Source organism: Couchioplanes caeruleus (genome assembly GCF_003751945.1).
Lineage (GTDB): Bacteria > Actinomycetota > Actinomycetes > Mycobacteriales > Micromonosporaceae > Actinoplanes > Actinoplanes caeruleus.
In genome coordinates this window covers 4,631,651-4,656,085 of the sequence record NZ_RJKL01000001.1, presented here as the reverse complement: position 1 = coordinate 4,656,085, position 24,435 = coordinate 4,631,651, and the positions used below count along the sequence as shown (strand labels likewise).

The following is a 24,435-nucleotide window of genomic DNA, read 5'->3' as shown; positions in this document are numbered from 1 at the left end:
GTCTGCCGCCGCCGTCACCGCCAATTGGTCAACAAATTCCGAAGCTCGTCCGGCGCGCCCATGAAGTCGTAGTGGCCGCCGGGAATGACCCGGCAGTCGACCGAGCCGGAGTACTGACGCCAGCCCGCGAGTTCGTCGAGGCTGACCTCGGGGTCGTCGCGCCAGTGCACGACGACGATGGGACACGGGACCGTGACCGGCTCCGCCCTCCGGTACCGCGCCGCGGCGGCGTGGTCGTCGAGCAGCACCGAGAGACCCATGTCGATCATGTCCGGCTGCGGCTCGAGCCCCCGGCCGCGCAGGAACGCCGCCACCTCCCGGCGCAGTTCCGGCTCGCTCATCGCGAGCATCCGGTCGCGGGACGCGTCGTGCGGCGCGGGCTGGCCGGACACGAAGAGGCACTCCGGCGTGGGCAGTCCCCGTTCGGCGAGCCGCAGCACGGTCTCGAACGCGGGCAGCGCACCGGCGCAGTGCCCGAAGAACGCGTACGGCCTGTCGAGCGCCGGCAGCAGCGATTCGACCAGGCTGTCGGCGAGGTTCTCGTAGGTTCCGTAGTGCGGATGGGCCAGCCGGTTCTCGCGGCCGGGGAACTGCACCGGGCAGACCTCGACGTCGTCCAGCGCGACCGGCCAGGCGCTGAAGGCCGAGGCCCCGGAGCCCGAGAAGGGGAAGCAGAAGATCCGGGCCGGGAGGTCGGCGCCCGGCGGCCGGACGAACCACGGCGAGGCGGCGGCAACGGAGGCGGTCATGGCGTCCGTCGCTTCTGGGCGACGATGGGCAGGTGGGTCATCCCGGCGATGAAGTACGACCGCAGATGCTCAACTTCGCCGGCGAGCTCGATCGCGGTGAATCGCTGGAGCAGCTCCTCGAAAAAGATGCGCAGGGTCAGCCGGGCCAGCGGGGCGCCGATGCAGAAGTGCGCGCCGAACCCGAATGCGACCTGGCGCTTCGCGCCGGTACGGGCGATGTCGAACACGTGCGGGTCGGGGAACTGGAACTCGTCCCGGTTGGCCGATCCGATCCACGCGACGACCGCGCCGCGGGCCGGGATCGTGCCCCCGCCGATGTCGGTGTCGTTCACCGCGTACCGCATGAAGTTGCAGGCGGCCGACGTCCAGCGCAGCCCCTCCTCGACCAGGTTCGGCACCAGCGACGGGTCGGCCTGCGCCCGGGCAAACTGCTCGGGTCGCTCGATGAGCGCCTGCACCGTGCCGGAGACGGTGTGCGGCGTCGTCACGTTGGCGCCGAGGAGAATGCTGTAGCCGTCGAGGGCGATCTCCTCGTCGGTCAGCGGCGCGTCTCCCGCGCGGGCGGTCAGGAGGTGGTCGAGCAGGCTTCCATCGTTGTCCCCGGTCGCCCGCCGCCGCCGGACCCAATCGGTGACGTAGGTGATGAGCTCGTGGTGCGATATCGCCAGTGTGGCGGCCTCGCTGCCGTGCTGGAAATGCGGGTCCGAGGGAGCCGTCACCATCGCGGTCAGCTGCACCAGCTCCGCCCAGTCCCGCTCGGGGATCCCCAGTAGCGGACCGGTGACCATCGCGGGGAGCAGCAGGGCCTGTTCGGCCAGGTCGAAGGTCTCGCCGTCGAGCAACGGCTCGAGGAAGCCCACGATCGCCCGGCGGATCCGGTCCTCCCAGGACCGCACCGCTCGCGCGGTGAGGTTGGTACCGATGGCCCGGCGGACCTGGGTGTGCCGCGGCGGGTCGGTCGAGGTGAGCAGCTTGCCCGCCGCCACGTCGTCCACGCCGAGGTGGGTGACGACCGTGCCGCGCTCGGAGGTGAACTCCCGGTGGTCGCCGAGGACCCGGCAGACATCCTCATAGCGGGTCACCGACCAGAACTCCCGGCCGTCGGGCAGAACCTGGTGGTGCAGGGGCGCCTTCGCCCGCATCACGTCCCAGACGGTGTGCGGATCGCCGGAGGTGTACAGGTCCAGGTCGAACAGGTCGACGGTGTCCAGGTCGATATCGCGGGCGGGGCCCGGCGTCAACCTCACGCCCCTGCCCTCCCCTGATCGATCAGCTCGGCCACCTTGGCCGGCGTCTGCGCCAGATAGAAGGCGCGCACGGACAGCCGTACGCCGTAGTCCTGCGCCAGCCGGTCGATGATTTTGATGCCGGACAGCGAGTTGCCGCCGACCGCGAAGAAGTCGTCATTCGCCCCGACCGCCTTGCCGCCGAGGTATTCCGACCACACATCCGCGATCTCCTGCGCCAGCGACACCGGCACGGCCGGCAGTTCCGTGATCACGCCGCCGCCACCATTCTGGTGGTCCGCCCGCGGTGACGATTCCATTCTTGACCTCCGCTTGCTCCGCCGGCGGGGATTGCCCGTCCGGGTCCTTTCCGGCCCCTTGCGGGCCGCCACCGTCAACGCCGCCATTCGGCTTGAAGAATGTGCCGGTCAGGAAGCCGTCCGCCCGGCGAGACAATTCCTCGGTGGCCGGATCGAGTGTGGCGTCGATTCCCGCTCGCGCACACCGTTCCGGCCGCTTCAAGGGGGTTCGGCCCGCGAAGTGGGGTCGGGCCGGGCGCCCTTAGCCCACGAACGTCCCGCCGGCGGGACAGCACAAGGTGGAGGCCGGTTCGCCGGTCCCGGCGCCGGCGTCGGTTGTGTCGTGATCCATGGTGCGTGACCGTGACGGTGGTTCCACCACATCAGGCAGTGACATGAAGGGAACGACGTGGAAAGCAGCGGCGTGGATGCGGACGTGGTGATCGCGGGTGCCGGGCCTACCGGCCTGATGCTCGCCTGCGAACTTCGCCTGGCGGGTGCCGATGTCCTGGTGGTCGAACGGCTCGCCGGACGCACGGGCGAGTCCCGGGCCGGCGGGATGCACTCGCGCACCCTGGAGGTGCTGGACCAGCGCGGCATTCTCGGGCGCTTTCTGGCAATCGGGGATCCACAGCCGGTGGGCCACTTCTCGGGGCTCTATCTGGAGTTCGACGAGTCCGAGTCCCGGTACCCCTATCCGCTGATGATCCTGCAGTCGGACATCGAGCGGCTGCTCGAGGAATGGGCGGTGGAGCTCGGCGTACGGATTCGGTGGTCGTCCGAGGTGACCGGAATGCGTCAGGACGGCTCGGGGGTGACCGTCGAGCTGGGCACGGCGCCGGGGAAGACTCGCACGCTGCGTGCCCGCTATCTCGTCGGCTGCGACGGCGGACGCAGCGCCGTCCGCAAGTTGTCGGACATCGACTTCCCGGGCACCCCGGCGACGATGACCGCGCTGATCGGCGACGTCGAGCTCCCGGATCTGCCCGAGGACTACGTCTGGGTACGGCGCAGCCCGACCGGTGACTACTCGGCGATCGCCTTCGAGCCGGGCTGGTACCGGGTGATCACCTCCGAGTACGACCGCGTCGCGGACCGCGACGAACCGGTCACGTTCGAGCAGCTCCGCGAGTCGCTGGTGAGGGTCGCGGGCACCGACTTCGGCATGCACAGCCCGCGGTGGGTCTCGCGGTTCAGCGACGCCGCTCGACAGGCCGCCCAGTACCGCAAGGGCCGGGTGCTCCTGGCGGGCGACGCGGCGCACATCCACTTCCCGGCCGGTGGGCAAGGCCTGAACATGGGCATGCAGGACGCGGTCAACCTCGGCTGGAAGCTCGCCGCGGTGGTGGCGGGCAGCGCCCCGGAGGCTCTTCTGGACACCTACCACAGCGAGCGTCACCCGGTAGGCGAGCGCGTTCTGCACAACACCCGGGCGCAGTCGGCGCTCGCCCGCCCCGGCGCCCAGACGGATGCGCTGCGCGACGTGTTCGGCTCGCTCATGGAGTTCGACGACGTCAACCGGCAGCTGCGCGGCATGCTCACCGCGCTGACCGTTCGCTATCAGGTCGGCGGTGACCATCCGCTGGCCGGCCGCCGGGTGCCCGACGCCGAACTCAAGACGAGCGACGGCGCCACCCGCGTCTACGAGCTGCTGCACGCCGCCCGTCCCGTGCTGCTCGACCTGCGCGGCAGCGCCGACCTCGCCGCGGCGGCCGCCGGCTGGGCCGATCGGGTCGACCTCGTCGAGGCCGCTGGCGAGGACGACTACTGGATCGTCCCGGACCTCGACGAGATCCCCGCTCCCGCCGCACTGCTCATTCGCCCGGACGGCCACGTCGCCTGGGCGGCGGACGCCGGCGACCCGCTCGACGTCTCCGCGGTCCGAGCCGCCCTCACCACCTGGTTCGGCCCCGCCCGACAGGACTGACCAGCGCCCGGGTACGCCACAGGGGCCTTGAGGATCGCGATCCTCAAGGCCCCTTCACACCGGCACTACGCCGCCGGGAGGCTCCCCGCGAGCTCGCGACCGCGGGCAGACACCTGCTCGATGATGTCCAGGATCTCCCGCCCCTGGTCGACCAGGTACATGTGGTCGCCCGGGAACTCCACATAGCTGAAGTCGCCGGTGGTCGCCGTCTGCCACTGCCGGGCCTCCGCGGCGGTCACCAGCCCGTCCGAGTCGCCCCGCAGCGAGCAGACCGGCACCGACACCGGCTCGTCGACGCTCGGCACGTACGCCTCGTGCATCTCGCAGTCGGCTTGCAGCGCGGGAAGAATCAGCTCGCGCATCTCCGGGTGGTCCAGCGCCTCGTGACGAAAACCTGCGAACTCCTCGACCCGGGCGAGGAACTCCCCGTCCGGCAGGCCCGCCGCCCGTCGCTCCCGCTGGGTCCAGGGGCCGGGCGAGCCGCTGACGATCAGCCGCTCGACCGGCACGCCGCGCGCGGTGAGCAGGTGCACCAACTCGTACGCAAGGACCGCGCCGAGGCTGTGCCCGAACAGCACCGTCGGCGTCCTCGGGCCGAGGTCGGCGACGATGTCGTCGATCACGCCCCTGGCCGCCTCGACGACGTTGCGGAACGGTTCCTCCAGGATCCGGCGTTCCCGGCCCGGCAAGTCGACCGAGGTCACTCGCCACCGGCCGGCGGCCAGCTCGCGCCACGGGTGGAAGAACGAGGAGCCCGCTCCGGCGAACGGCACACACAGCAGCGCGGTCGGCTCCCCGTTCCCGACAGTTCCGGTCACTCCGATCAACCCCAATCATTCCTGCGACGGTTCGTGACAACGTGACGGCTCATGCCGCCAGCTTGCGGTTGATGACCTCGAAGATCTCGGTCACCGGCCCGGGCATGTTCATTTCGTCGTGCGTGGCGTGAACGTCGTGCACCTCGAGGGAGCCGAGAACGTACGGCCGCCAGAGATGGCCGTACACGTCGTCCTTGAGCGTGGCGCTGAAGAAGAGCATGTCGCCGCGGTAGACCGGCGACTCGAAGGTCCTCATCCGGGAGACGTTGTTGGCCAGGACCCTCGCCATGCTGTCCAAGAGGTCCTGCTGACTGTCGATGCCGATGTACTGGCCGAAGAAGTCTTCCAGCTCTTCCCGGTAGTCGGCCTGAGTCTTGTCGGCCCGCGTCTCGTGGAAACCGTGGCCGCCGGGACTGGAATCGAGCACGGCCACCAGGGCGACTCGATGACCGAGCCGGTCGAGCTTCGCCGCAACGGCCTGCACCAGCGTGCCGCCGTAGGACCAGCCTATGAGATGGAACGGCCCCTCCGGCTGGATCTTCAGCATCTCGCTGACGTAGTCGTCGACCATTTCGTCAACCGATCCCGCCACCTCCTCCCGGCCGTCCGAGCCACGAGACTGCAGGGCGTAGGCGGGCCGGTCCGACACGTGCGTCACGAAGCTGAAGTACGTCCAGCCGAGTCCGCCGCCGCCGTGGAAGAACCACAGCGGCTCCTTACCGGTGCCGGGATCGGTGTTCAACGGCAGCACGACGGCGAACGGGTTGCCGCTCTCCACCGGAATGCCGCCGATCATGGCCAGCGAGGCCAACTCCGCCACCGTGGGGTACTTGATGATCGTCCGGAGGGGCATGTCGACACCGAACTCCTTGCGGATCCGCACGCTGAGCCGGGTGGCCAGTAGCGAATGCCCACCGAGCTGGAAGAAGCTCTCGTTGATGCCGACCGACTCCCGACCGAGCAACTCACCGAACAGGGCACACAGTTTCGCCTCATGGGCGTCGCGTGGCTCCTGTCTGACCGTGGTGTCCGCGTGCCCCGAGGGCAGGGCACGCCGGTCGAGCTTGCCGTTCGGCGTCAGCGGAATCGCCGGCAGCGGAATCACCACGGACGGCACCATGTAGTCCGGGAGCCGCTTACGCAGATACTCGGGCAGCTCGGCGAGGAGCGCCGCGGCGTCGCCGTCCGGCGCGACAGCGGACTCGGGCACCACGTAACCGACGATGCGTCTATCGCTGCCGTGGTCGTCGCGGACCACGACGACGGCCTGCGCCACACCGGGGTGTCCCTGGAGCACGTACTCGATCTCGCCCAGCTCTATCCGGAAGCCCCGGATCTTCACCTGGAAGTCGGTCCGCCCGATGTACTCCAGCCGGTCGTCGCGGTCCCACCGCACCAGGTCGCCGGTGCGGTACATCCGCACCCCGCCGGGGCCGAACGGGCACGCCACGAAGCGCTCCGCGGATAGGTCCGGCCGGCGGTGGTACCCCCGGGCCACGCCGTCGCCGGCGATGTACAGCTCGCCCGCCACCCCGCGCGGAACCGGCCGCAGTCGCGCGTCGAGCACGTACACCTGGGTGTTCCCGATCGGTGCGCCGATCGCGGGCACGCCCGCCCCAGCCTTCACCGATGCCATGGTCGACCAGATCGTCGTCTCGGTCGGGCCGTACCAGTTGGCCACCTCGGCCGCCTGCTCGGCCAGCGTCTCGGCCAGCCGTACCGGGAGCGCCTCGCCGCCGACCATGATTCGCAGGCCCTCGGCGGCGTCCGGCCGGCTCGTCAACAGCATCTGCCAGAACGCCGGGGTGGCCTGCACCACGGTGACCCGATGGCGCCGCATCAGCGGCACCAGCGTCGCCGGATCGGTGACCGCATCCTTGCCCGCCACCACCATCGCCGCTCCGGAGATCAGCGGGAGGTACAGCTCGGTCCCCGCGATGTCGAAGGAGATCGTGGTGCTGAACAGCATCCGGTCGGCCGGCGACAACGGGTGCCGCCGCAGTGTCGTGGCGAGGTAGTTGGCCAGCGCGCCACGGGAGACCGATACCCCCTTGGGCTTGCCGGTCGACCCCGACGTGTAGATCACGTACGCCGCGTTCTCCGGCCACACGGCTACCTCCGGCACCGCATCCGGATATCCCGAGCAGTCCACCGCGGACAGCAGTTCGCCGTCGAGCACCAGCACCGGCTGCGCGTGGTCGAGGACGTAGTCGATGCGGGACTGGGGGTAATCCGGATCGATCGGAACATAGGCGCCGCCGGCCTTCAGCACGGCCAGCAGCGCCACCACGAGGTCCGCCGACCGGGGCAGACACACGGCGACCAGCGTCTCCGGCCGTACACCGCGGTCGATCAGCCAGTGCGCCAGGCGGTTCGACCGCGCGTCCAGCTCCCGATAGGTGAGCGACTCGTCCCCGTCAATGACGGCCGGCGCCTCCGGCTCGGACCGCACCTGCCGGTCCAGCGCTGCCAGCAGGCCCTGCTCCAGCGCCGGCTCGACGGTGTCGTTCACCTCCTCGAGCAACCACGCCCGCTCCGCCGCGCTCAGCACCTCGACGTCCCCGACGCGAATACTCGGGTCGGCGACCACCTGCTCCAGAACGCGTTCGAACCGCGCCGCCATGCCCTTGACCGTCTCCCGGTCGAACAGCTCAGTCGCGTAGGAAATGTCGCCGCGCAGCGTCCCCGACTCGTCGGTGATCATGCTGAAGTACAGGTCGGCCTGGGTGGTCGAGGTAATGGCCTGGCGGAACTCCACGCCGAGGCCGGGCAGTTCCAGGTTCGACTTCTCGAAGTTCTGCCAGGCGGAGATCACCTGAAACAGCGGCTGGTACGACGTGGACCGGTCCGGGTTGATCGCCTCGACCAGCACCTCGAACGGCAGGTCTTGATGCTCGTACGCGGCCAGTGCCTTGTCGCGCACCTGGGCGAGCAGGGCGGCGAAGGAAGGTTCTCCCGAAAGGTCCATCCGCACCACGACCGTGTTCGAGAACAGACCGATCAGGTCGGCCAGCGCCTCGTCGGTACGTCCGGCGATCGGGGTGCCGATCGTCAGGTCGTCGCCGGCGCCGAGCTTGCGCAGCAGCACCGCCACCGCGGCTTGGGTGACCATCGACATGGTCGTGCCGGCCTCCGCGGCCAGCTTCTCCAGCCCGGCCGCGACCTCCGGCTGCACCGCGAAGCCGACCGTGTCACCCTGCGAACTCGCCTCCACCGGCCGGGGCCGGTCGAGCGGCAGGTCGAGCGGCTGCGGCACGCCGGCCAGTTCCTCGCGCCAGTACTCGACCTGGGCCGCGGCCAGACTGTCCGGATCGTCCAGGTCGCCGAGCACCTCACGCTGCCAGAGCGTGTAGTCCTTGTACTGCACGGGCAGCGGCTCCCAGGCCGGTGCCCGGCCGTCCCGGCGGGCGCTGTACGCGGTGGCGAGATCCCGCGCCAGCGGCGCCGACGAGCTACCGTCCGTCGCGATGTGGTGGATGGCCAGGACGAGGACGTGCTCTTCGGGGGAGCAGCGCAACAGCGTTGCCCGGAACGGGATCTCGGTGGCGAGGTCGAACCGGTAGCCGACCGCCTCCTCGGCCACCGCGGACACGTCCTCCGGCGCCACGTCGATCACCGGAACCCGTAGCGCTGCCTCGGCGATCGGCAGGATCCGCTGGCCGAGCTCGCCGGCGTCGTCCATCACGTACGTGGTGCGCAGGATCTCGTGCCGCTCGACCACATCCCGGAGCGCCGCGACGAGGGCGGCCTCGTCCAGCCGCCCGGTCAGCCGGAACGACCCGGTCAGGTTCCAGGTCTCCGACCCGCCCTCCATCTGGTGCAGGATCCACATGCGGCGCTGTTCGAAGGACAGCGGAATCATATGTCTACTCCTCTACGAGCATCTTGCGCAGGCTGGGACGACGAGGCGCGGCTGATTCCCCGGCCCACTCGGCGAGCGCGGCCACGGTCGGCAGGTCGAAGATCTTGCGGATGGGTATCTCAATGCCCATCTCGGCGCGGGCGCGACTGATCAGCCGCGTGGCGAGCAGGGAGTGCCCGCCGAGGTCGAAGAAGCCGTCGTCGATACCGACCCGGTCCACGTCGAGCACCTCGGCGAACAGCCGCGCCAGGGTGCCCTCGCGGGCGGTGCGGGGAGCGCGGTACTCGGTACGGGCGTACGCCGGTTCGGGCAGGGCGGCCCGGTCCAGCTTGCCGTTCGGAGCGAGCGGTAGCTGGTCGAGGACGACGACGGCGGACGGCACCATGAAGTCCGGCAGCCGCTGCGCGGTGAAAGCCTGCAGCGCCCGCGCTTCCAGGGTGGCGCCCGTGGCGGCGACGACGTAGGCGACCAGTTGCCGGGCTCCACCGGATTGCTCGCGAGTGATGACGACGGCCTGGGCGATGCCGGGGTGGGCGGCGAGCGCGGCCTCGACCTCGGCCGGCTCGATGCGGAAGCCGCGCACTTTGACCTGCGCGTCGCGGCGGCCCAGGTACTCCAGCCGGCCGCCCCCGTCGACGCGGGCCAGGTCGCCGGTGCGGTACATGCGCGCGCCGGGCGGGCCGAACGGGTCGGCCACGAAACGCTCAGCGGTCAGCCCACCGCGGCGGTAGTAGCCGCGGCCGATGTTTCCGCCGACGTACAGCTCGCCGACGGCTCCCGGCGGCACCGGAGCCATTCCCGGGCCGAGGACGTACGCCCGCATGTTGCCGAGCGGGGTACCGATGGGCACGGTGCCCGTACCGGCCGGGAGCTCACGGTCCACGGTGAAGGTGGTGGCGTAGAACGACTCGGTCTGCCCGTACGCGTTCACGACCCGCACGCCGGGCAAGGCGGCCCGCGTCTTCTCGACGAGCGAGGCCGAGAGCGCCTCGCCGGCGAACACGACGGTCTCCACGCCGGTCCCGCCGGAGATCTCCTTGACCAGTTCGGCGAAGGCGGACGGGACGGTGGAGACGACGCTGCCGCTCCAGCCCGCCCGCTCGCCCAGGACCAGGACGTCGCGGACCAGCTCGACGACGCCGCCGACAGCCAGCGTCGTGAAAATTTCGAACGCCGACACGTCGAAGTTCACCGAGGTGCCGGCGAGCAGCCGCTTGCCCGGCGCCATGCCCACGCGGTCGGCGAGCCGCAGCACGCCGTTGACCACGTTCGCGTGGGTGATGGCGACGCCCTTGGGCCGGCCAGTGGAGCCGGAGGTGTACATCACGTAGGCCAGCTGCTGTGCCTGCAGCCGCACGCCGGGGCCGGCGTGCTCGCCGGACAGGTCCAGCGTGTCGAGGAGGACGTCCGGTGCGTCGTGCTCCGGCAGCACCGCGACCGTCGCAGAGTCCGTCAGGACCAGGCGCGGACGCGCCTCGGCGAAGACGGCGGCGAGGCGGTGGCTGGGGTACTTGGGGTCGACCGGCAGGTACGCGCCGCCCGCCTTGAGGACCGCGAGCAGCGCGACCACCAGGTCCGCCGACCGCGGCAGCGATACCGCGACAACCGACTCCGGGCCGACGCCGCGGCCGGCCAGTTCGTGCGCCAGCCGGTCTGCCCGGGCGTTCACCTGGCGGTAGGTGAGCGATGCGCCCTCGGCGACCACGGCAACCGCGTCCGGGGTCCGCGCGGCCTGTGCCTCGACGAGCCCGGCGACCGTCATGTCCGAAGTCGGCTCGGCCGTGTCGTTGAAGTTGGCGAGCAGCCGGTGGCGTTCGGCCGGATCCAGGACATCGACCTGCGCGACCGTCAGGCCGGGGTCGGTCGCCAGTTGTCGCAGGACGCGCCCGAGGCGGGCCGCGAACACTTCCACCGTGTCACGGCCGAAGACGCCTGGCGCGTACTGGAAGAGGAGCTGGAGCTGCGGATCGGCCGCCGCCATCAGGGTCAGCGGGTAGTTGGTGGCCGTGGACGGGCGCAGGCCGGTGAAGGCGATCCCGTCCGCGGCATCGGCGGCGGCGTCGAGGCCGTCCCGGTCGACGGGGTAGGACTCGAAGACGACCAACGTGTCGAAGAGGGACGGCAGGCCGGCAGCCTGCTGAATCTCCGTTAGCCCGTAGTAGTGGTGGTCCAGCAGACCGGCCTGCCGGCCCTGCAGCCGGGTGAGGACCTCGGCGACGGTGTCACCGGGCGCGTACGTGACGCGTACGGGAAGGGTGTTGATGAACATCCCGACCATCGCGTCGACGTCCGGCACGGTGGGCGGGCGCCCGGAGACGGTCGCCCCGAACACCACGTCCTGGCGGCCGGTGAGCTGGCCGAGCAGTAGCGCCCAGGCGCCCTGGACCAGCGTGTTGACGGTGACGCCCCATTCGGCCGCGCGCCGAACCAGGGCGCGTGCCTCGCCGGGCTCGAGCGCGATGTCGACCTGGTCGACGCCCTGCTCGCCCACGCCGTCCGAGCCGGGAGCGAGCAAGGTCGGCTCCTCGACCCCGTCGAGCTCGGCCGCCCACACCCGCCCGGACTCCTTCTCGTCCTGCCGAGCGCGCCAGGACAGGAACTCGCCGAAGTCGCGGGGTGCGGGCAGCCGGGCCGGGTCACCGTCCGAGGCGTAGAGCAGCAACAGGTCCCGCATCAGCAAGGGCATGGACCAGCCGTCGATCAGCACGTGGTGGGCGGTCAGCACCAGTTCGGCGCGGCCGGGCTCGAGGATGGCGAGGGCCATCCGGATCAGCGGCGGGTCGGCCACGTCGAAGTGGACGTCCCGGTCCCGGGCGAGAAACGCCTCGAACGCCTCGGTCCGCGCCGGCTCGTCGGCCGCGGTCAGGTCGAGGTACTGCCACGGCAGGGTCACCGTTCGCGGCACCACCTGCACCACCTCGCCGTCCGCTCGGTCGACGAACGCCGCACGCAGGCTGGCGTGCTGCCCCACCAGCGCCTGCGCGGCCCGGTGCATCCGCTCCGGGTCGACCGCGCCGGACAGGTGGAACACCAGCTGCATGTGGTACGCGTCGAACGACGACCCGGCCAGCATCGTGTGGAACAGCATCCCCGACTGCACCGGTGTCGCCGGCCAGGCCGCGGCAAGCGCGCCGAAGCGGGCCTCCCAGCCGTCGATCTCGTCCTGGCATACCGGGACAAGGGGCGCGTCGCTCGGGGTCAGCCCGCCGGCGCCAGGGGCGGTGGCGTGCCGCGCCAGGGCGGTCAGCGCCTGCACCCACAGCCCGGCCAGCTCGGTCACCTCGTCGCGGCCGAGCACGCCGGTGGGGAAGCCGAAGTAGGCGGTCAGCTCGTCGCCGGCGGCCGTGCTCGTGGCCACCGCGTTGATCTCCAGTGCCGACAGCGCCGGCATGTCCGCGTCCGGCGCGGCGATCAGGTCCCGGTACGCGGGATCCGGCGCCCAGCCCAGGCCGCGCAGCTCCTCGGGGATGTCCGCGTCGGAGGAGCGGCCCAGGTAGTTGAAGCCGATCTGCGGTTCGCGCGCCCCGGCGAGCGCGGCGGCGGTCTGCGGGTTGAGGTGACGCAGCAGGCCGTAGCCCATGCCGTTGTCCGGCACGGCCCGCAACTGCTCCTTGACGGCCTTGATCGCCCGTCCGGCGGCCGGGCCACCCGCGAACGCGTTCGTCACGTCGACACCCGCGAGGTCCAGGCGCACCGGGAACATTGCGGTGAACCAGCCGACGGTGCTCGACAGGTCGGCACCGGACACCAGGTGCTCCTCACGGCCGTGTCCTTCCAGCCGGACCAGCGTCGAGGTCCCGGACTCGCCCCGCGTCCGGCGCCACTGCGCCAGCGCCAGCGCCAGCCCGGTCAACAGCCCGTCGTCGACACCGCCGCGGAACACCGCGGGCAGGGTGGTCAGCAAGGTTTCCGTGACGTCCGCCGGAACCTGGATGCGCACGGTGTCCACGGTGGCCGCGACATCGCGAGCCGGGTCCAGCGCCCGGGCGCCCAGCACGGGCTCGTCCGCCCGGAGGATCTCCTGCCAGACGGGCAGTTCCGCCGCCCGCTGCGCGGCGGCCGCCTCGTCGGCCAGCGCGTGCGTCCAGCGCCGCAGCGAGGTGCCCGCCGCGGCCGGCTGCGGGGTGCGGTCGCCGCGGATCCGCTGCCAGGCGGCCACCAGGTCCGGCACCAGGATCCGCCACGACACCCCGTCGACGACCAGGTGGTGCAGCACGATCAGCAGCCGGTCCGCGTCCGTGTCGTGGGTGAACCGGACGAACTGCGCCATGACGCCCGTGTCCGGGTCCAGCCGGTCAGCGGCCGAGTCCAGCTCGGCCTGCACGTCGGCGCCGTCCAGGCGGACTTCCCGCAGCAGCGCCCCGGCGTCCACGCTGCCGGCCGGCGCCATGACCAGGCCCGGCCGTGCCCGGTCAAGCCGGGATCGCAGCACGTCGTGCCGGTCCAGCATGGCCTGCAGCGTCGCGACCAGTCCCGCGCGGTCGATGCCGGTGGGCAGGGTGAGCAGCGCGGACATGCAGAACCGCCCGATGCCGCCGCCCAGCGCGAGAACGTGCGCCGCCGTCGGGGGCAGCGGAGCCCAGCCCACACCGCCGCCCGGCAGCTCGGCCAGGACCACGCGGTCCTCGTCCGTCCGGGCGTCGACCAGCTCGGCGAGCCGGGCAACCGTACGGTGCTCGAAGATCTCCCGCGTGCTGACGACCACGCCGCGCGCCTTGGCCCGCGCCACGACCTGAATGGAGCGGATGCTGTCCCCGCCGCTGGTGAAGAAGTCGTCGTCGATGCCCACCTGCCCGGCGCCGAGAACGTCCGCGTACACCTCGGCCAGCACCTGCTCCGTCGCGTTGCGCGGCGCCCGGTGCTCGGCGCCGGCGAACTCCGGCACGGGCAACGCGGCCCGGTCCAGCTTGCCGTTCGCGGTCAGCGGCAGCCGGTCCAGCACCACGAGGACGGCCGGCACCATGTAGTCCGGCAGCCGCTCGGCCACGAACGAGCGCAGGTCCGCCGTCGACACGCCGGCGCCCGGCTCGGCGTCGGCCGCGGTGCCCGCCGGCGCCACATAGCCGACGAGCCGCGCGTGTCCGGTGTGGTCCTCACATACGGTGACCGCTGCCCGGCCGACCGCGGGATGCCGGGTGAGGACCGTCTCGATCTCGGTCGGCTCGACCCGGATGCCGTTGACCTTCGCCTGGGTGTCGGTGCGTCCCGCGTAGTGCAGCCGGCCCTCGTCGTCCCACCGGGCCAGGTCGCCGGTGCGGTACATGCGCGCGCCGTCCGGACCGAAGGGGCAGGCGACGAACCGCTCCGCGGTCGACCGGCCGCTGCGGTGATAGCCGCGGGCGAGCAGGCCGCCGACGTACAGTTCGCCGATCACGCCGGGCGCGACCGGGGTGAGTTCCGGCCCCAGAACGTAGGTGCGCATGTTGGCCAGGGGCCGTCCGACCGGTATCGCCGCGCTACCGTCCGGCTGCTGCGGGAGCGTGAGCGTGGTGGCGTAGAAGCTTTCCGTCTGCCCGTAGGCGTTGACGACACGGACGCCGGGCAGGGCGCGGCGAACCTCGCTGACCAGCTCGGCCGAGAGCGCCTCACCGGCGAAGACGACGGTTTCCACGTCGAGCTCGAGGCGGTCCGGGCCGTCGGTGGCGATCTGGTCGAGCAGGGCGGAGAACACCGTGGGTACGGCGCTGACGGTGGTGCCCGACCAGCTGCCGCGCTCGGCGAGTTCGAGGACGTCGCGGACGATGTCGACGCTCGCGCCCGCGGTCAGCGCGGTGAAGATCTCGAAGACCGATACGTCGAAGTTCACCGATGTCGCGGCCAGCATCCGGGATCCCGCGCCGACCTGCACCGTCCGGCGCAGCTGCCGTACGCCGTTGACCACGCCGGCGTGGGTGACGGCGACACCCTTGGGCGTGCCGGTCGACCCGGTCGTGAACATGACGTAGGCCAGGTGGTCCGGCTTGGCGCCGGCATTCGGGAGCTCCCGTGCCGGGCCGTCGAGGGGCACGTCGCCGAGGTGCAGCACCGGCACCGGGCAGACGCCCACCACCGCCGCCGTCTCGTCGTCGGTCAGCACCAGGGACGGCTCCGCCGTGTCGAGCAGCAGGCCGATCCGCGCCGCCGGGTAGGCGGGGTCGATCGGCAGGTAGGCACCGCCGGCCTTGAGCACGCCCAGCAGCGCGACCACCAGGTCCACCGACCGCGGCAGCGCCACGGCGACCAGGACGTCCGGCCCGACACCGCGCTCGCGCAGGACCGCGGCCAGCCGGCCCGCGCGGACGTCGAGTTCCCGGTACGACAACGCGGTCTGCCCGCACACCACGGATGTCGCGTCCGGCGTCCGCGCCACCTGAGCGGCGACCAGCTCCACCAGCGTCGCGTCCCGCGCCGGTGCCGTCGCCCGGTTCGGCTCGGCCAGCCGCTCTCGTTCGGCGCCGGTGAGCACGTCCACCGCACCGAGTCGCGCCGCGGGGTCGGCTACCACCTGCCGCAGCACGCGGACGTAACGCTCAGCCAGGCTCTCGGCCGTGGCGGGGTCGAACAGTTCGGTTGCGTACTCCAGCCGCCCGTAGGCACCGCCGGACGGGGCCGGGACGATGTTGAAGAACAGGTCGAACTTCGCCGTGCCGGTGCCGGCCGGGACCGGCGTGACCCGCAGCCCCGGGATCTCGAGCGGCGACCACTCGAACTGCCAGGCCAGCATCACCTGGAACAGGGGCTGGTAGGCGGTGGTCCGGTCCGGGCTCAGCAGCTCCACCAGCCGCTCGAACGGAACATCCTGGTTGTCGTACGCGGCCAGCGCCCGGTCGCGGACCTGCGTCAGCAGATCCCCGAACGCCGGGTTCCCCGCCAGGCCGACGCGCAGCACCCAGGTGTTGGCGAAGAACCCGATCAGATCGTCGAGCTGCTCGTCGGCGCGCCCCTCGATCGGGCTGCCGATCGTCAGGTCGTTGCCCGCGCCCAGGTGATGCAGGAGCACCGCCAGTGCGGCCTGCGCGACCATCGGCGCCGTGGCACCGTGCTGCGCGGCCAGCTTGGCGATCCCGGTCAGCAGGTCCGCATCCAGCTCGAAGTCGACGTGGCCGCCGTGGTGGTCGGCCGCCGTCGGCCGCGCCCGGTCCAGCGGCAGCTGCACCGGCTGCGGCACGCCGGCGAGTTCCTCGCGCCAGTAGTCCAGCTGTGCCGCGGCGATGCTGCCCGGGTCGTCCTCGTCGCCGAGCAGCTGCCGCTGCCACAGCGTGTAGTCCTTGTACTGCACCGCGAGGGGCGCCCACTGCGGCGGGCGGCCCTGCTGGCGGGCCGCGTACGCCTGCAGCAGATCCCGCAGGAACGGGGCCATCGAGGCCCCGTCCGCGGCGATGTGGTGGAACACGAACACCAGCACGTGCTCCTGCGGGGAGACGCGCAGAACGGTGGTCCGCAGCGGCATCTGCGTGTCGAGCTCGAAGCCCTCGCACGCGGCCTGCTGGGTCGCGCCCTCCACCGCGTCCGCGACCACGTCGACCACCCGGAACTCGGGGACCGCCTGCTCGGCGGGCAGGATCCGCTGCTCCGGAGTGCCGTCCGCGTCCTCCACGATCAGGGTGCGCAGGCTCTCGTGGCGGGCGACGATGTCGGTGATGGCCGCGGCCAGCGCCGCCGTGTCCAGCGGCCCCGCCAGGCGTAGGACGAACGGAATGTTGTAGGTCGCGGAGGGACCCTCCAGGCGGTTGAGGAACCACAGCCGGCGCTGGGCGAAGGACAACGGGATCATCGAGGCACTCCTACACGCTCATCGGGCGCAGCTGGGGTCGCAGCTGGGGGCGGTCTGACCTGGACAGCTGCTCGATCTGCGCCGCCAGCTGGGTGACGGTCGGGCCGCGGAAGACCATGGTGACCTTCACGTCGACGCCGAGCTCCTTGCGAATCCGGCCGATCAGGCGAGTGGCAAGCAAGGAGTGGCCGCCATGTTCGAAGAAGTCGGCGTCGACACCGACCCCGTCCACCCCGAGCAGCTCGGCGAAGAGCCGGCAGAGGACCTCTTCGGTGTGGTTGCGCGGTTCCCGCCCGGTCCCGGTGACCGGACGTTCCGGCGCGGGAAGCGCATGGCGATCGAGCTTTCCGCTCCGCGTCAGCGGGAGCTCGGCGAGCGCCACGATCGCCGACGGGACCATGTACTCCGGCAGGTGTTCCCGGGCCTGCTCGGTCAGGGCCGCGCAGTCCAGCTCCGCCGGGTCCGCGACGCCCTTGGCCGGCACCACGTATGCGACGAGCCGCTGGTCGCCGGCGCGGTCCTCGCGCAGCACGACCACCGCGGTGCTGACGTCCGGGGAGGCGGTCAGCGCCTGCTCGATCTCGCCCAACTCGATGCGGAAGCCGCGGACCTTGACCTGGAAGTCGGAGCGTCCGATGTACTCGACCTGGCCGTCGGCGTTCCACCGCACCACGTCTCCGGTGCGGTACATCCGGCTGCCCGGCGCCCCGAAGGGGCAGGCCACGAACCGGCCGGCGGTCAGCCCGGTCCGGCCGAGGTAGCCACGGGCCAGCCCGACGCCGGCTAGGTAGAGCTCACCGGTGACTCCGGGCGCGACCGGGCGCAGCGCCGCGTCCAACACGTAGACCTGGGTGTTCCACACCGGCGCGCCGATCGGCACTCGGTCCGCGCCCGGCACGTGCTGCCACGCGGTGACCTCCACGGCGGCCTCGGTCGGGCCGTACAGGTTGTGCACCCCGCAGCCGGGGAGCACCTCGGTCGCCCGGTTGGCCAGCGCGGCGGGGAACGCCTCGCCCGCGACCTCGATCCAGCGCAGGCTGTCGCACTCCTTGGCCGCGGGCTCGGCGACGAACGCCTCCAGCAGCGAGGGTACGAAGTCCGCACCGGTCACCCGCTCCCGCTGGATCAGGTCGGCGAGGTACGCCGGGTCCCGGCGCCCGTCCGGACGCGCGATCACGATGGCGGCCCCGACCTGCAGCGGTGCGAACAGCTCCGGCACCGACACGTCGAAGCTCGCGGTGGTGCTCAGCAGCACGCGGTCCTCGGCACCGACGCCGAAGTGCGCCAGGCCCCACTTGAGCCGGTTCATGATCGCCCGATGGGCCACCTGCACGCCCTTGGGGCCGCCGGTGGAGCCCGAGGTGTAGATGACGTACGCGGCGTTGTCCGGCGACAGCGTGCGCTGCGGGTTCGCGACCGGATAACCGGACACGTCGGGCAGCGTCGCGTCGAGGACCAGCAGTGGCTTCGCGCCGTCGAGCACCTGCCGCACCCGGTCCTCGGGAAGCTCGGTGTCCAGCGGTAGGTAGGCCGCGCCCGCCTTCACCACGGCGTAGATCGCCACCAGCAGCTCCACCGACCGGGGGATCCGCACCGCGACCAGCCGCTCGGGTCCGGCGCCCTGCTCGATCAGCCAGTGCGCCAGCTGGTTGGCGCGCCGGTTGAACTCGCCGTACGTCAGCGTCTCGTGCTCACCGATCAACGCCGGCCGCTGCGGGTCGCGCTCGACCTGAGACTCGAACGCGCCGGGCAGGGTGTCCGCGGCCACCGGGTGCGCCGTGTCGTTGACCTCGCGTACCAACCAGTCCCGTTCCTGCTCCGACAGCACCTGCACGGCGCCGACGGGGATTGCCGGGTCCTCGAGCACCTGCTCCAGCACCCGGACGAGCCGCCCGGCGATCACCTCGGCCGCGGCGCGGTGGAAGAGGTTGTTCTGGTAGTCGAGGGAGAGCCGCAGGTACGGGTCGGAGGAGTTGAGGGTCAGCGGGTAGTGCGAGCCCGCGAACGGGCGGATGCCGTCGATGGTGAAGCCGGCCGCGTCGTTCGCCTCGACGATGCCTTCACGGTCGATGGGATAGTTCTCGAACACGACGATCGTGTCGAAAAGGGCGGGCAATCCGACGCCGCGCTGAATATCGGCCAGCCCGTAGTAGTGGTGGTCGAGCAGCGCGACCTGCCGGTTCTGCAGCTCGGTGACGACCTCGCCGATGCTGGCGTCCGGCCGGCAGAACACCCTGGTCGGCAGGGTGTTGATGAACAGTCCGACCATCTCGTCCGACCCCGACACGTCCGCGGGACGGCCGTTGACCGCGGCGCCGAACACCACGTCGTCGTTACCGGTCAGCTTCGAGAGCAGGATCGCCCATGCCCCCTGCAACAGAGTGTTCAGGGTGACCCCGAGCTCCGCGGCGCGCCGCGCGAGCTCCCGACCCTGATCGATCGAGAACGGCACTTCCACGCGCCCGAGAGCGGACGCTTCGCTGGTGGCTGGGGCGTCCGGGGCCATGAGGGTCGGCTGGTCGAACCCGGCAAGCTCGGCCTTCCACCGGGCGGCCGACGCCTCGCGGTCCTGGGTGGACAGCCAGGCCAGGTAGTCGCCGTAGCCGCGAATCGCGGGGAGCTCGCGGGCCTCGGCGTACATCTGGACCAGTTCCTTGATCACCAGTGGCGACGACCAGCCGTCGAAGAGGGTGTGGTGGGCGGTGATGACGAGCTTGGCCCGCTCCGGTCCGCAGGTGAGCAGGGCCAGGCGGAACAGCGGCGGCCGGGTGGGGTCGAGCCGGTCGGCCCGGTCCTCGGCCAGGAACGCGTCCACCGCGGCGTTCTGCTCCGCGTCGTCCTGGCCGGTCAGGTCGATGTGCCGCCAGGGCAGGTCGACGTGTTCCGGCACGACCTGAACGGGGTCGCCGCCGGCCGTCGACAGGAACGCCGAGCGCAGGTTGGGATACCGGCGCAGGAGCGCCTCCCCGGCCGCCCGGACCCGCGCGGGGTCGACGTGTCCCGACAGGTGCAGCAGGAACTGCATGTGGTAGACGTCGAAGGCGCCGTCCGCGAGCGCGGCCTGGAACTGGATGCCGGACTGGCCCGGTGCCTGCGGCCATACCTCGGCCAGCCGGCCGTAGCGCCGCTCCCAGTCCTCGATCTCGTCCTGCCGCACCGCGATCAGCGGGGCGTCCGAGGGGGTGAGACCCCCGATCGGAGCGCGGGCGGCGTACGCCGTCATGCCCCGCAACACGTCGACCCACAGGTCGGCCAGCTCGCCGACCCGATCGCGGGACAACAGCCCGGAAGGGAACATGAAGACCGTCTGCAGCACCGTGCCGTCAGCGGAATCCACGGCGACGGAGTTGACCTCGAGCGTGGACAGCGCGGGCAGGTCCGGGTCGGGCATCGCGATCAGCTCGGTGGACCAGGACGCCGGCACCCACCCGTGCGCGCGCAGGTGCTCCGGCACGTCAGCGTCGGAGATCCGGCCGAGGTAGTTGAAGCCGATCTGGGGCGCCGGATAGTCGGCGAGTTGCTCGGCGGTCTCCGGGTTCAGGTAGCGCAGCAATCCGTAGCCGAGACCCTTGTCGGGCACCTGGCGAAGCTGCTCCTTGACCAGCTTGATGGCTGCCCCGGCCGCCGAGCCGCCGGCCAGCACGTCGGCCACATCCACGCCGGGTAGAGCGATCCGGGCCGGATACATGCTGGTGAACCAGCCGATGGTGCGGGACAGGTCGGCCCCGGGGACCACGTCCTCCTCGCGACCGTGACCCTCCAGACGCACCACGGTGGGCGCCTGGGCGCCGCGCCACCGGTCCACCGCCAGAGCGAGCGCGGCGAGCAGCACGTCGGTCCCGGTGGCCCGGAACGCCGCCGGCAGCTTGGTCAGCACGGCGTCGGTGACCTCGGCGGGCAGCCGCAGCCGCAGAGTGTCGACGGTACCCATCACGTCCACCGACGGGTCGAACGCTCGCTCGCCCAACGGCAGATCCGGCACCTCGAGCAGGTCACGCCAGTAGGTCAGCTCGGACTCCCGCTCGGGGGAGAGCGCCTCGGCCGCCAGGGCTGAGGCCCAGCGGCGCGCCGACGTGCCCCCCGGGGGCAGTTCGACCGGACGCCCGGAGGAGACCTGCTGCCACGCCTCGGCGAGGTCCGACATGAGGATGCGCCAGGAGACGCCGTCCACCACCAGGTGGTGCAGCACGATCAGCAACCGGCCGGCGCCGGACGGCGCGGCGAACCAGACGAAGGCCGCCATGGTCCCGGCCTCCGGGTCGAGCCGTCCGACCGCGGCGTCCAGCTCCGCTTCCGCCGCCGCCAGAGAGGACGGCTCGGCCCACCGGCCGTCGCAGGCAACCGAATGGATCAGGTCCAAGGCTCGTACGCTGCCGCGCGGCCGGACGTCAAGGGTGAGATCGTCGCCGCGTACGAGCCGCGCACGCAGCAGGTCGTGCCGGTCGAGGAGGGCGTCCAGCGTCGCGGCCAGCCCGCTCGCGTCGATGCCGACCGGCAGTTCCAGCGCCATCGCCATGGCGAACCGGTTAATCGATCCCCCATGCTCGAACACCTGCCGCGCCACCGGCGGCAGCGCCATCGGGCCGAGACCGCCGCCCTCGTCCTCGACGAGCCCGGGCACCGGGTGCTGGCGGGCGGCGGCCAGCCCGGCCAGCCGCGCCGCGGTGCGGCATTCGAAGATTTCCCGAGTGGTGACGTGCAGGCCACGCGCCCGCGCCCGCGCCACGACCTGGATCGACCGCAGGCTGTCCCCACCGATCGCGAAGAAGTCGTCGTCGACGCCGACCCGGTCGACGCCGAGCACATCCGCGTAGGCGGTCGCGATGACGGCCTCGGCCTCGGTGCGCGGCTCCCGGTAGGTCTCGCCCAGGAACTCCGGCGCGGGCAGTGCCGAGCGGTCCAGCTTGCCCGTGGGTCCCAGCGGGAGCCGGCTCAGCGCGACGAAGGCCGACGGCACCATATAGTCGGGCAAGCGAGCCGCGACGAACTTGCGCAACTCGCCCGCCGAGGCTCCCGACTGCACGTCAACGTCGCCGATGCCGCCGGCGCCGTCGTCACCCACGGCCCCCTCGCCGGTGTGCACCACGTAGGCGACGAGCCGCCGCCCGCCCGCGGGCACCTCGCGGCTGATCACCACAGCCTCGCTGATGCCGGGGTGCTGCGTGCACGCCGCCTCGACCTCGGCCGTCTCGATGCGGAAGCCTCGAACCTTCACCTGGCTGTCGTCGCGCCCGACGCACTCCAGATGCCCGTCAGCGTTCCAGCGCGCCAGGTCACCGGTGCGGTACATCCGCTCGCCGGCCGGGCCGAACGGGTCGGCCACGTAACGTTCGGCGGTCAGGCCGGGACGGCCGTGGTAGCCACGTCCGAGGGAGGTGCCGGCCACGTACAGCTCGCCGAGCACGCCCGGCGCAACGGGGACGAGGCCCGGGCCGAGCACGTACACACGCATGTTCCCCAGCGGCGTACCGATCGACGCGACATCGCTGTGCGTCCACTCCGCGGCGGCCGGCAGCGAGAGCGCGGTGGCGTAGAAGCTTTCGCTCTGCCCGTACGCGTTCACGATCTGCGCATCGGGGAGCGCCTCGCGCACCTGCCGCACCAGCCGAGCCGGGAGGACCTCACCGGCGAAGACGACCGAGCGGATGTTGGGCGCCTTGGCCATCTGGCCGACCAGCTCGCCGAGGACCGACGGGACCCCGCTGACCACGTGCCCATCCCAGCTGTCGCGTTCGCCGAGTGCCAGCGCGTCGGGCACCAACTCGGCCGTACCGCCGGTGGACAGGGTCGTCAGCAGCTCGAAGACCGACACGTCGAAGTTGACCGAGGTGGCGGCCAGCATGTGCCACCCGGCCGGTGCGTCGAGGCGGCGGGCCAGCTCCCGTACCCCGTTGACGACGTTGCGATGGGTGATCGCGACGCCCTTCGGCTTGCCCGTGGAGCCGGAGGTGTACATGACGTACGCGAGGTTGTCGGGAGCCGGCGGCGCCATCGAGGCCGTCGCGTCCTGCGCGTTCCACTGCCCGAAGTAGTCGAGGTTGATGACCGAGATGTCGTCGCCGGGCAGCCTGCGCGCCGTCTCGGTGTCGGTGACGGCGAAGCGTGGCCGCGCCTCGGCCAGCATCCCCACGGCCCGGGCGCCCAGATACCGCTCGTCCATCGGCAGGTACGCGGCCCCGGACTTGAGGATGCCGAGGAGGCCGACCACCAGGTCCTCGGTGCGCGGCACCGCCAGCACGACCAGGTCCTCGGGCTCGACCCCCCGCCGAGCCAGTTCCCGCGCGAGACGGTTCGTCCGGTCGTCGAGCTCGCGGTAGGTCAGCGTGCGGCCGGCACACATGACCGCCACGGCGTCGGGCGTCCGGGCCGCCTGGGCCTCGAACAGCTCCGGGATCGTCTGCTCGACCACCGCCGTGTCGGTGTCGGCGAACCGTGCGAGCAACCGCTCCCGCTCCGCCGCGTCGAGCACGTCGACGCCGTTGATGTGGCGGTCCGGGTCGGCGACGAGGCGGCTCAGCACGCGCGTGAAGCGGGCCGCAAGGTCCTCGACCGTGTCCCGGTCGAACAGGGCGGTGGCGTACTCCAGCCGGACCCCGGCCCCACCGGAACCGTTCGGGATGATGTTGAAGAACAGGTCGAACTTGGCCGTAGCGGTGTCGAGCGTCTCGGACTCGACCTCGAGGTCGGCGAAGGCGAGCTCACCCAGGGGCTCCTGCCAGGCGAGCATCACCTGGAAGAAGGGGTGGTACGCGGTGGAGCGGTCGGGGTTCAGCAGCTCCACGAGCCGTTCGAACGGCAGGTCCTGGTTGTCGTAGGCGCCGAGGGAGCGGTCCCGCACCCGATCGAGCAACTGCCGGAAGTTCGGGTTGCCGCTGAGGTCCACCCGCAGCACCCAGGTGTTGACGAAGAACCCGACGAGGTCCCGCAGCTCCTCGTCGATGCGACCCGCGATGGGCGCGCCGATAGGCACGTCATCGCCGCACCCGAGGTGGTGCAGGAGCACCGCCAGCGCCGCATGCATGACCATCGACACCGTGATGTCCTGCTCGGCGACCAGCTTCCGCACCGCCTCCAGCAGGTCCGGCTCGATCGAGAACTCCACCAGATCGCCCTGGGAGCTCGCCACCCGCGGACGGAGGCGGTCCGTCGGCAGGGCCAGCGGCTGCACCAGGTCGGCCAGCGTCTCGCGCCAGTAGGCCAGTTGCCGGGCCGCCAGACTGTCCGGATCGGACTCGTCGCCGAGTATCTCCTGTTGCCACAGCGTGTAGTCCGCGTACTGGATCGCCAGCGGCTCCCAGCCCGGGGCCTGACCAGCGCGACGCGACGCGTACGCCGTACTGAGATCACGCAGCAGCGGTCCGAGGGATTCGCCGTCCAGTGCGATGTGGTGCACGACCAGCACGAGCGTGTGCTCGCGCGGTCCGGTGCGCAGCAGCCGGGCACGGATCGGCATGTCTGCGGCGAGGTCGAAGGTCTGCTTGGCGACCGCGTCGACCGCCGCCGGTCGGTCGCTCTCCGCGACGTCAGCGACCGTCAGGTCGAACGGCTCGGTCCCGGGCGGCAGGACCTGCTGGTACGGGACGCCGTCGTCGCCCTCCGCGATCACGGTACGGAGGACCTCGTGCCGCTCGACGACATCGCGGAGCGCAGCCCGCAGTGCATCGACGTCTAGCTCACCGGTCAACCGCAGGGCGAAAGCGCCGTTATATGTCGGTGACGGGCCTTCGAACCGGTCCACAAACCACAACCGGCGCTGCGCGAAGGACAACGGAATCATCGTGTCTCCAATATCGGCAAACCT

8 protein-coding genes are annotated in these 24,435 nt (G+C 71.5%); 1 reads left to right on the top strand and 7 read right to left on the bottom strand.

From position 1 onward, the window contains the following. Positions 1 to 14: 14 nt before the first annotated feature. The 3 genes from EDD30_RS20715 to EDD30_RS20705 are packed head-to-tail and all read right to left on the bottom strand — an operon-like array spanning position 15 to position 2,250. Positions 15 to 749: a thioesterase II family protein gene (locus EDD30_RS20715; protein ID WP_123678401.1), complete on the bottom strand. Its 735-nt coding sequence runs from the start codon at positions 747 to 749 to the stop codon at positions 15 to 17. Next, positions 746 to 1,996, bottom strand: a complete 1,251-nt coding sequence (locus tag EDD30_RS20710; RefSeq protein ID WP_123678400.1) for a cytochrome P450 — start codon at positions 1,994 to 1,996, stop codon at positions 746 to 748. Before EDD30_RS20710 ends, EDD30_RS20715 begins: the two co-directional genes overlap by 4 nt. Further along, positions 1,993 to 2,250, bottom strand: a complete 258-nt coding sequence (locus tag EDD30_RS20705) for a phosphopantetheine-binding protein (protein WP_244945338.1) — start codon at positions 2,248 to 2,250, stop codon at positions 1,993 to 1,995. Before EDD30_RS20705 ends, EDD30_RS20710 begins: the two co-directional genes overlap by 4 nt. A gap of 433 nt (positions 2,251 to 2,683) precedes the next feature. Between EDD30_RS20705 and EDD30_RS20700 the strand changes: the two genes are divergently transcribed. Continuing rightward, the gene (locus EDD30_RS20700; protein WP_123678398.1) at positions 2,684 to 4,201 is read left to right on the top strand and encodes an FAD-dependent monooxygenase; all 1,518 of its coding nucleotides are present in this window, start codon (positions 2,684 to 2,686) and stop codon (positions 4,199 to 4,201) included. A 65-nt stretch (positions 4,202 to 4,266) separates the two neighbouring features. On the opposite strand, the gene EDD30_RS20695 is transcribed toward EDD30_RS20700, so the two are convergent. From EDD30_RS20695 to EDD30_RS20680, 4 genes are read right to left on the bottom strand one after another with little or no spacing between them, the layout of a single operon-like run. Next, positions 4,267 to 5,019: a thioesterase II family protein gene (locus EDD30_RS20695; protein WP_123678835.1), complete on the bottom strand. Its 753-nt coding sequence runs from the start codon at positions 5,017 to 5,019 to the stop codon at positions 4,267 to 4,269. A gap of 49 nt (positions 5,020 to 5,068) precedes the next feature. Beyond that, positions 5,069 to 8,881, bottom strand: a complete 3,813-nt coding sequence (locus EDD30_RS20690; protein WP_123678397.1) for a non-ribosomal peptide synthetase — start codon at positions 8,879 to 8,881, stop codon at positions 5,069 to 5,071. A gap of 4 nt (positions 8,882 to 8,885) precedes the next feature. Then, on the bottom strand, positions 8,886 to 16,634 hold the full coding sequence (locus EDD30_RS20685; protein WP_123678396.1) for a non-ribosomal peptide synthetase: 7,749 nt from the start codon (positions 16,632 to 16,634) through the stop codon (positions 8,886 to 8,888). A 10-nt stretch (positions 16,635 to 16,644) separates the two neighbouring features. Continuing rightward, positions 16,645 to 24,411: a non-ribosomal peptide synthetase gene (locus tag EDD30_RS20680; RefSeq protein WP_123678395.1), complete on the bottom strand. Its 7,767-nt coding sequence runs from the start codon at positions 24,409 to 24,411 to the stop codon at positions 16,645 to 16,647. Positions 24,412 to 24,435 lie beyond the last annotated feature (24 nt).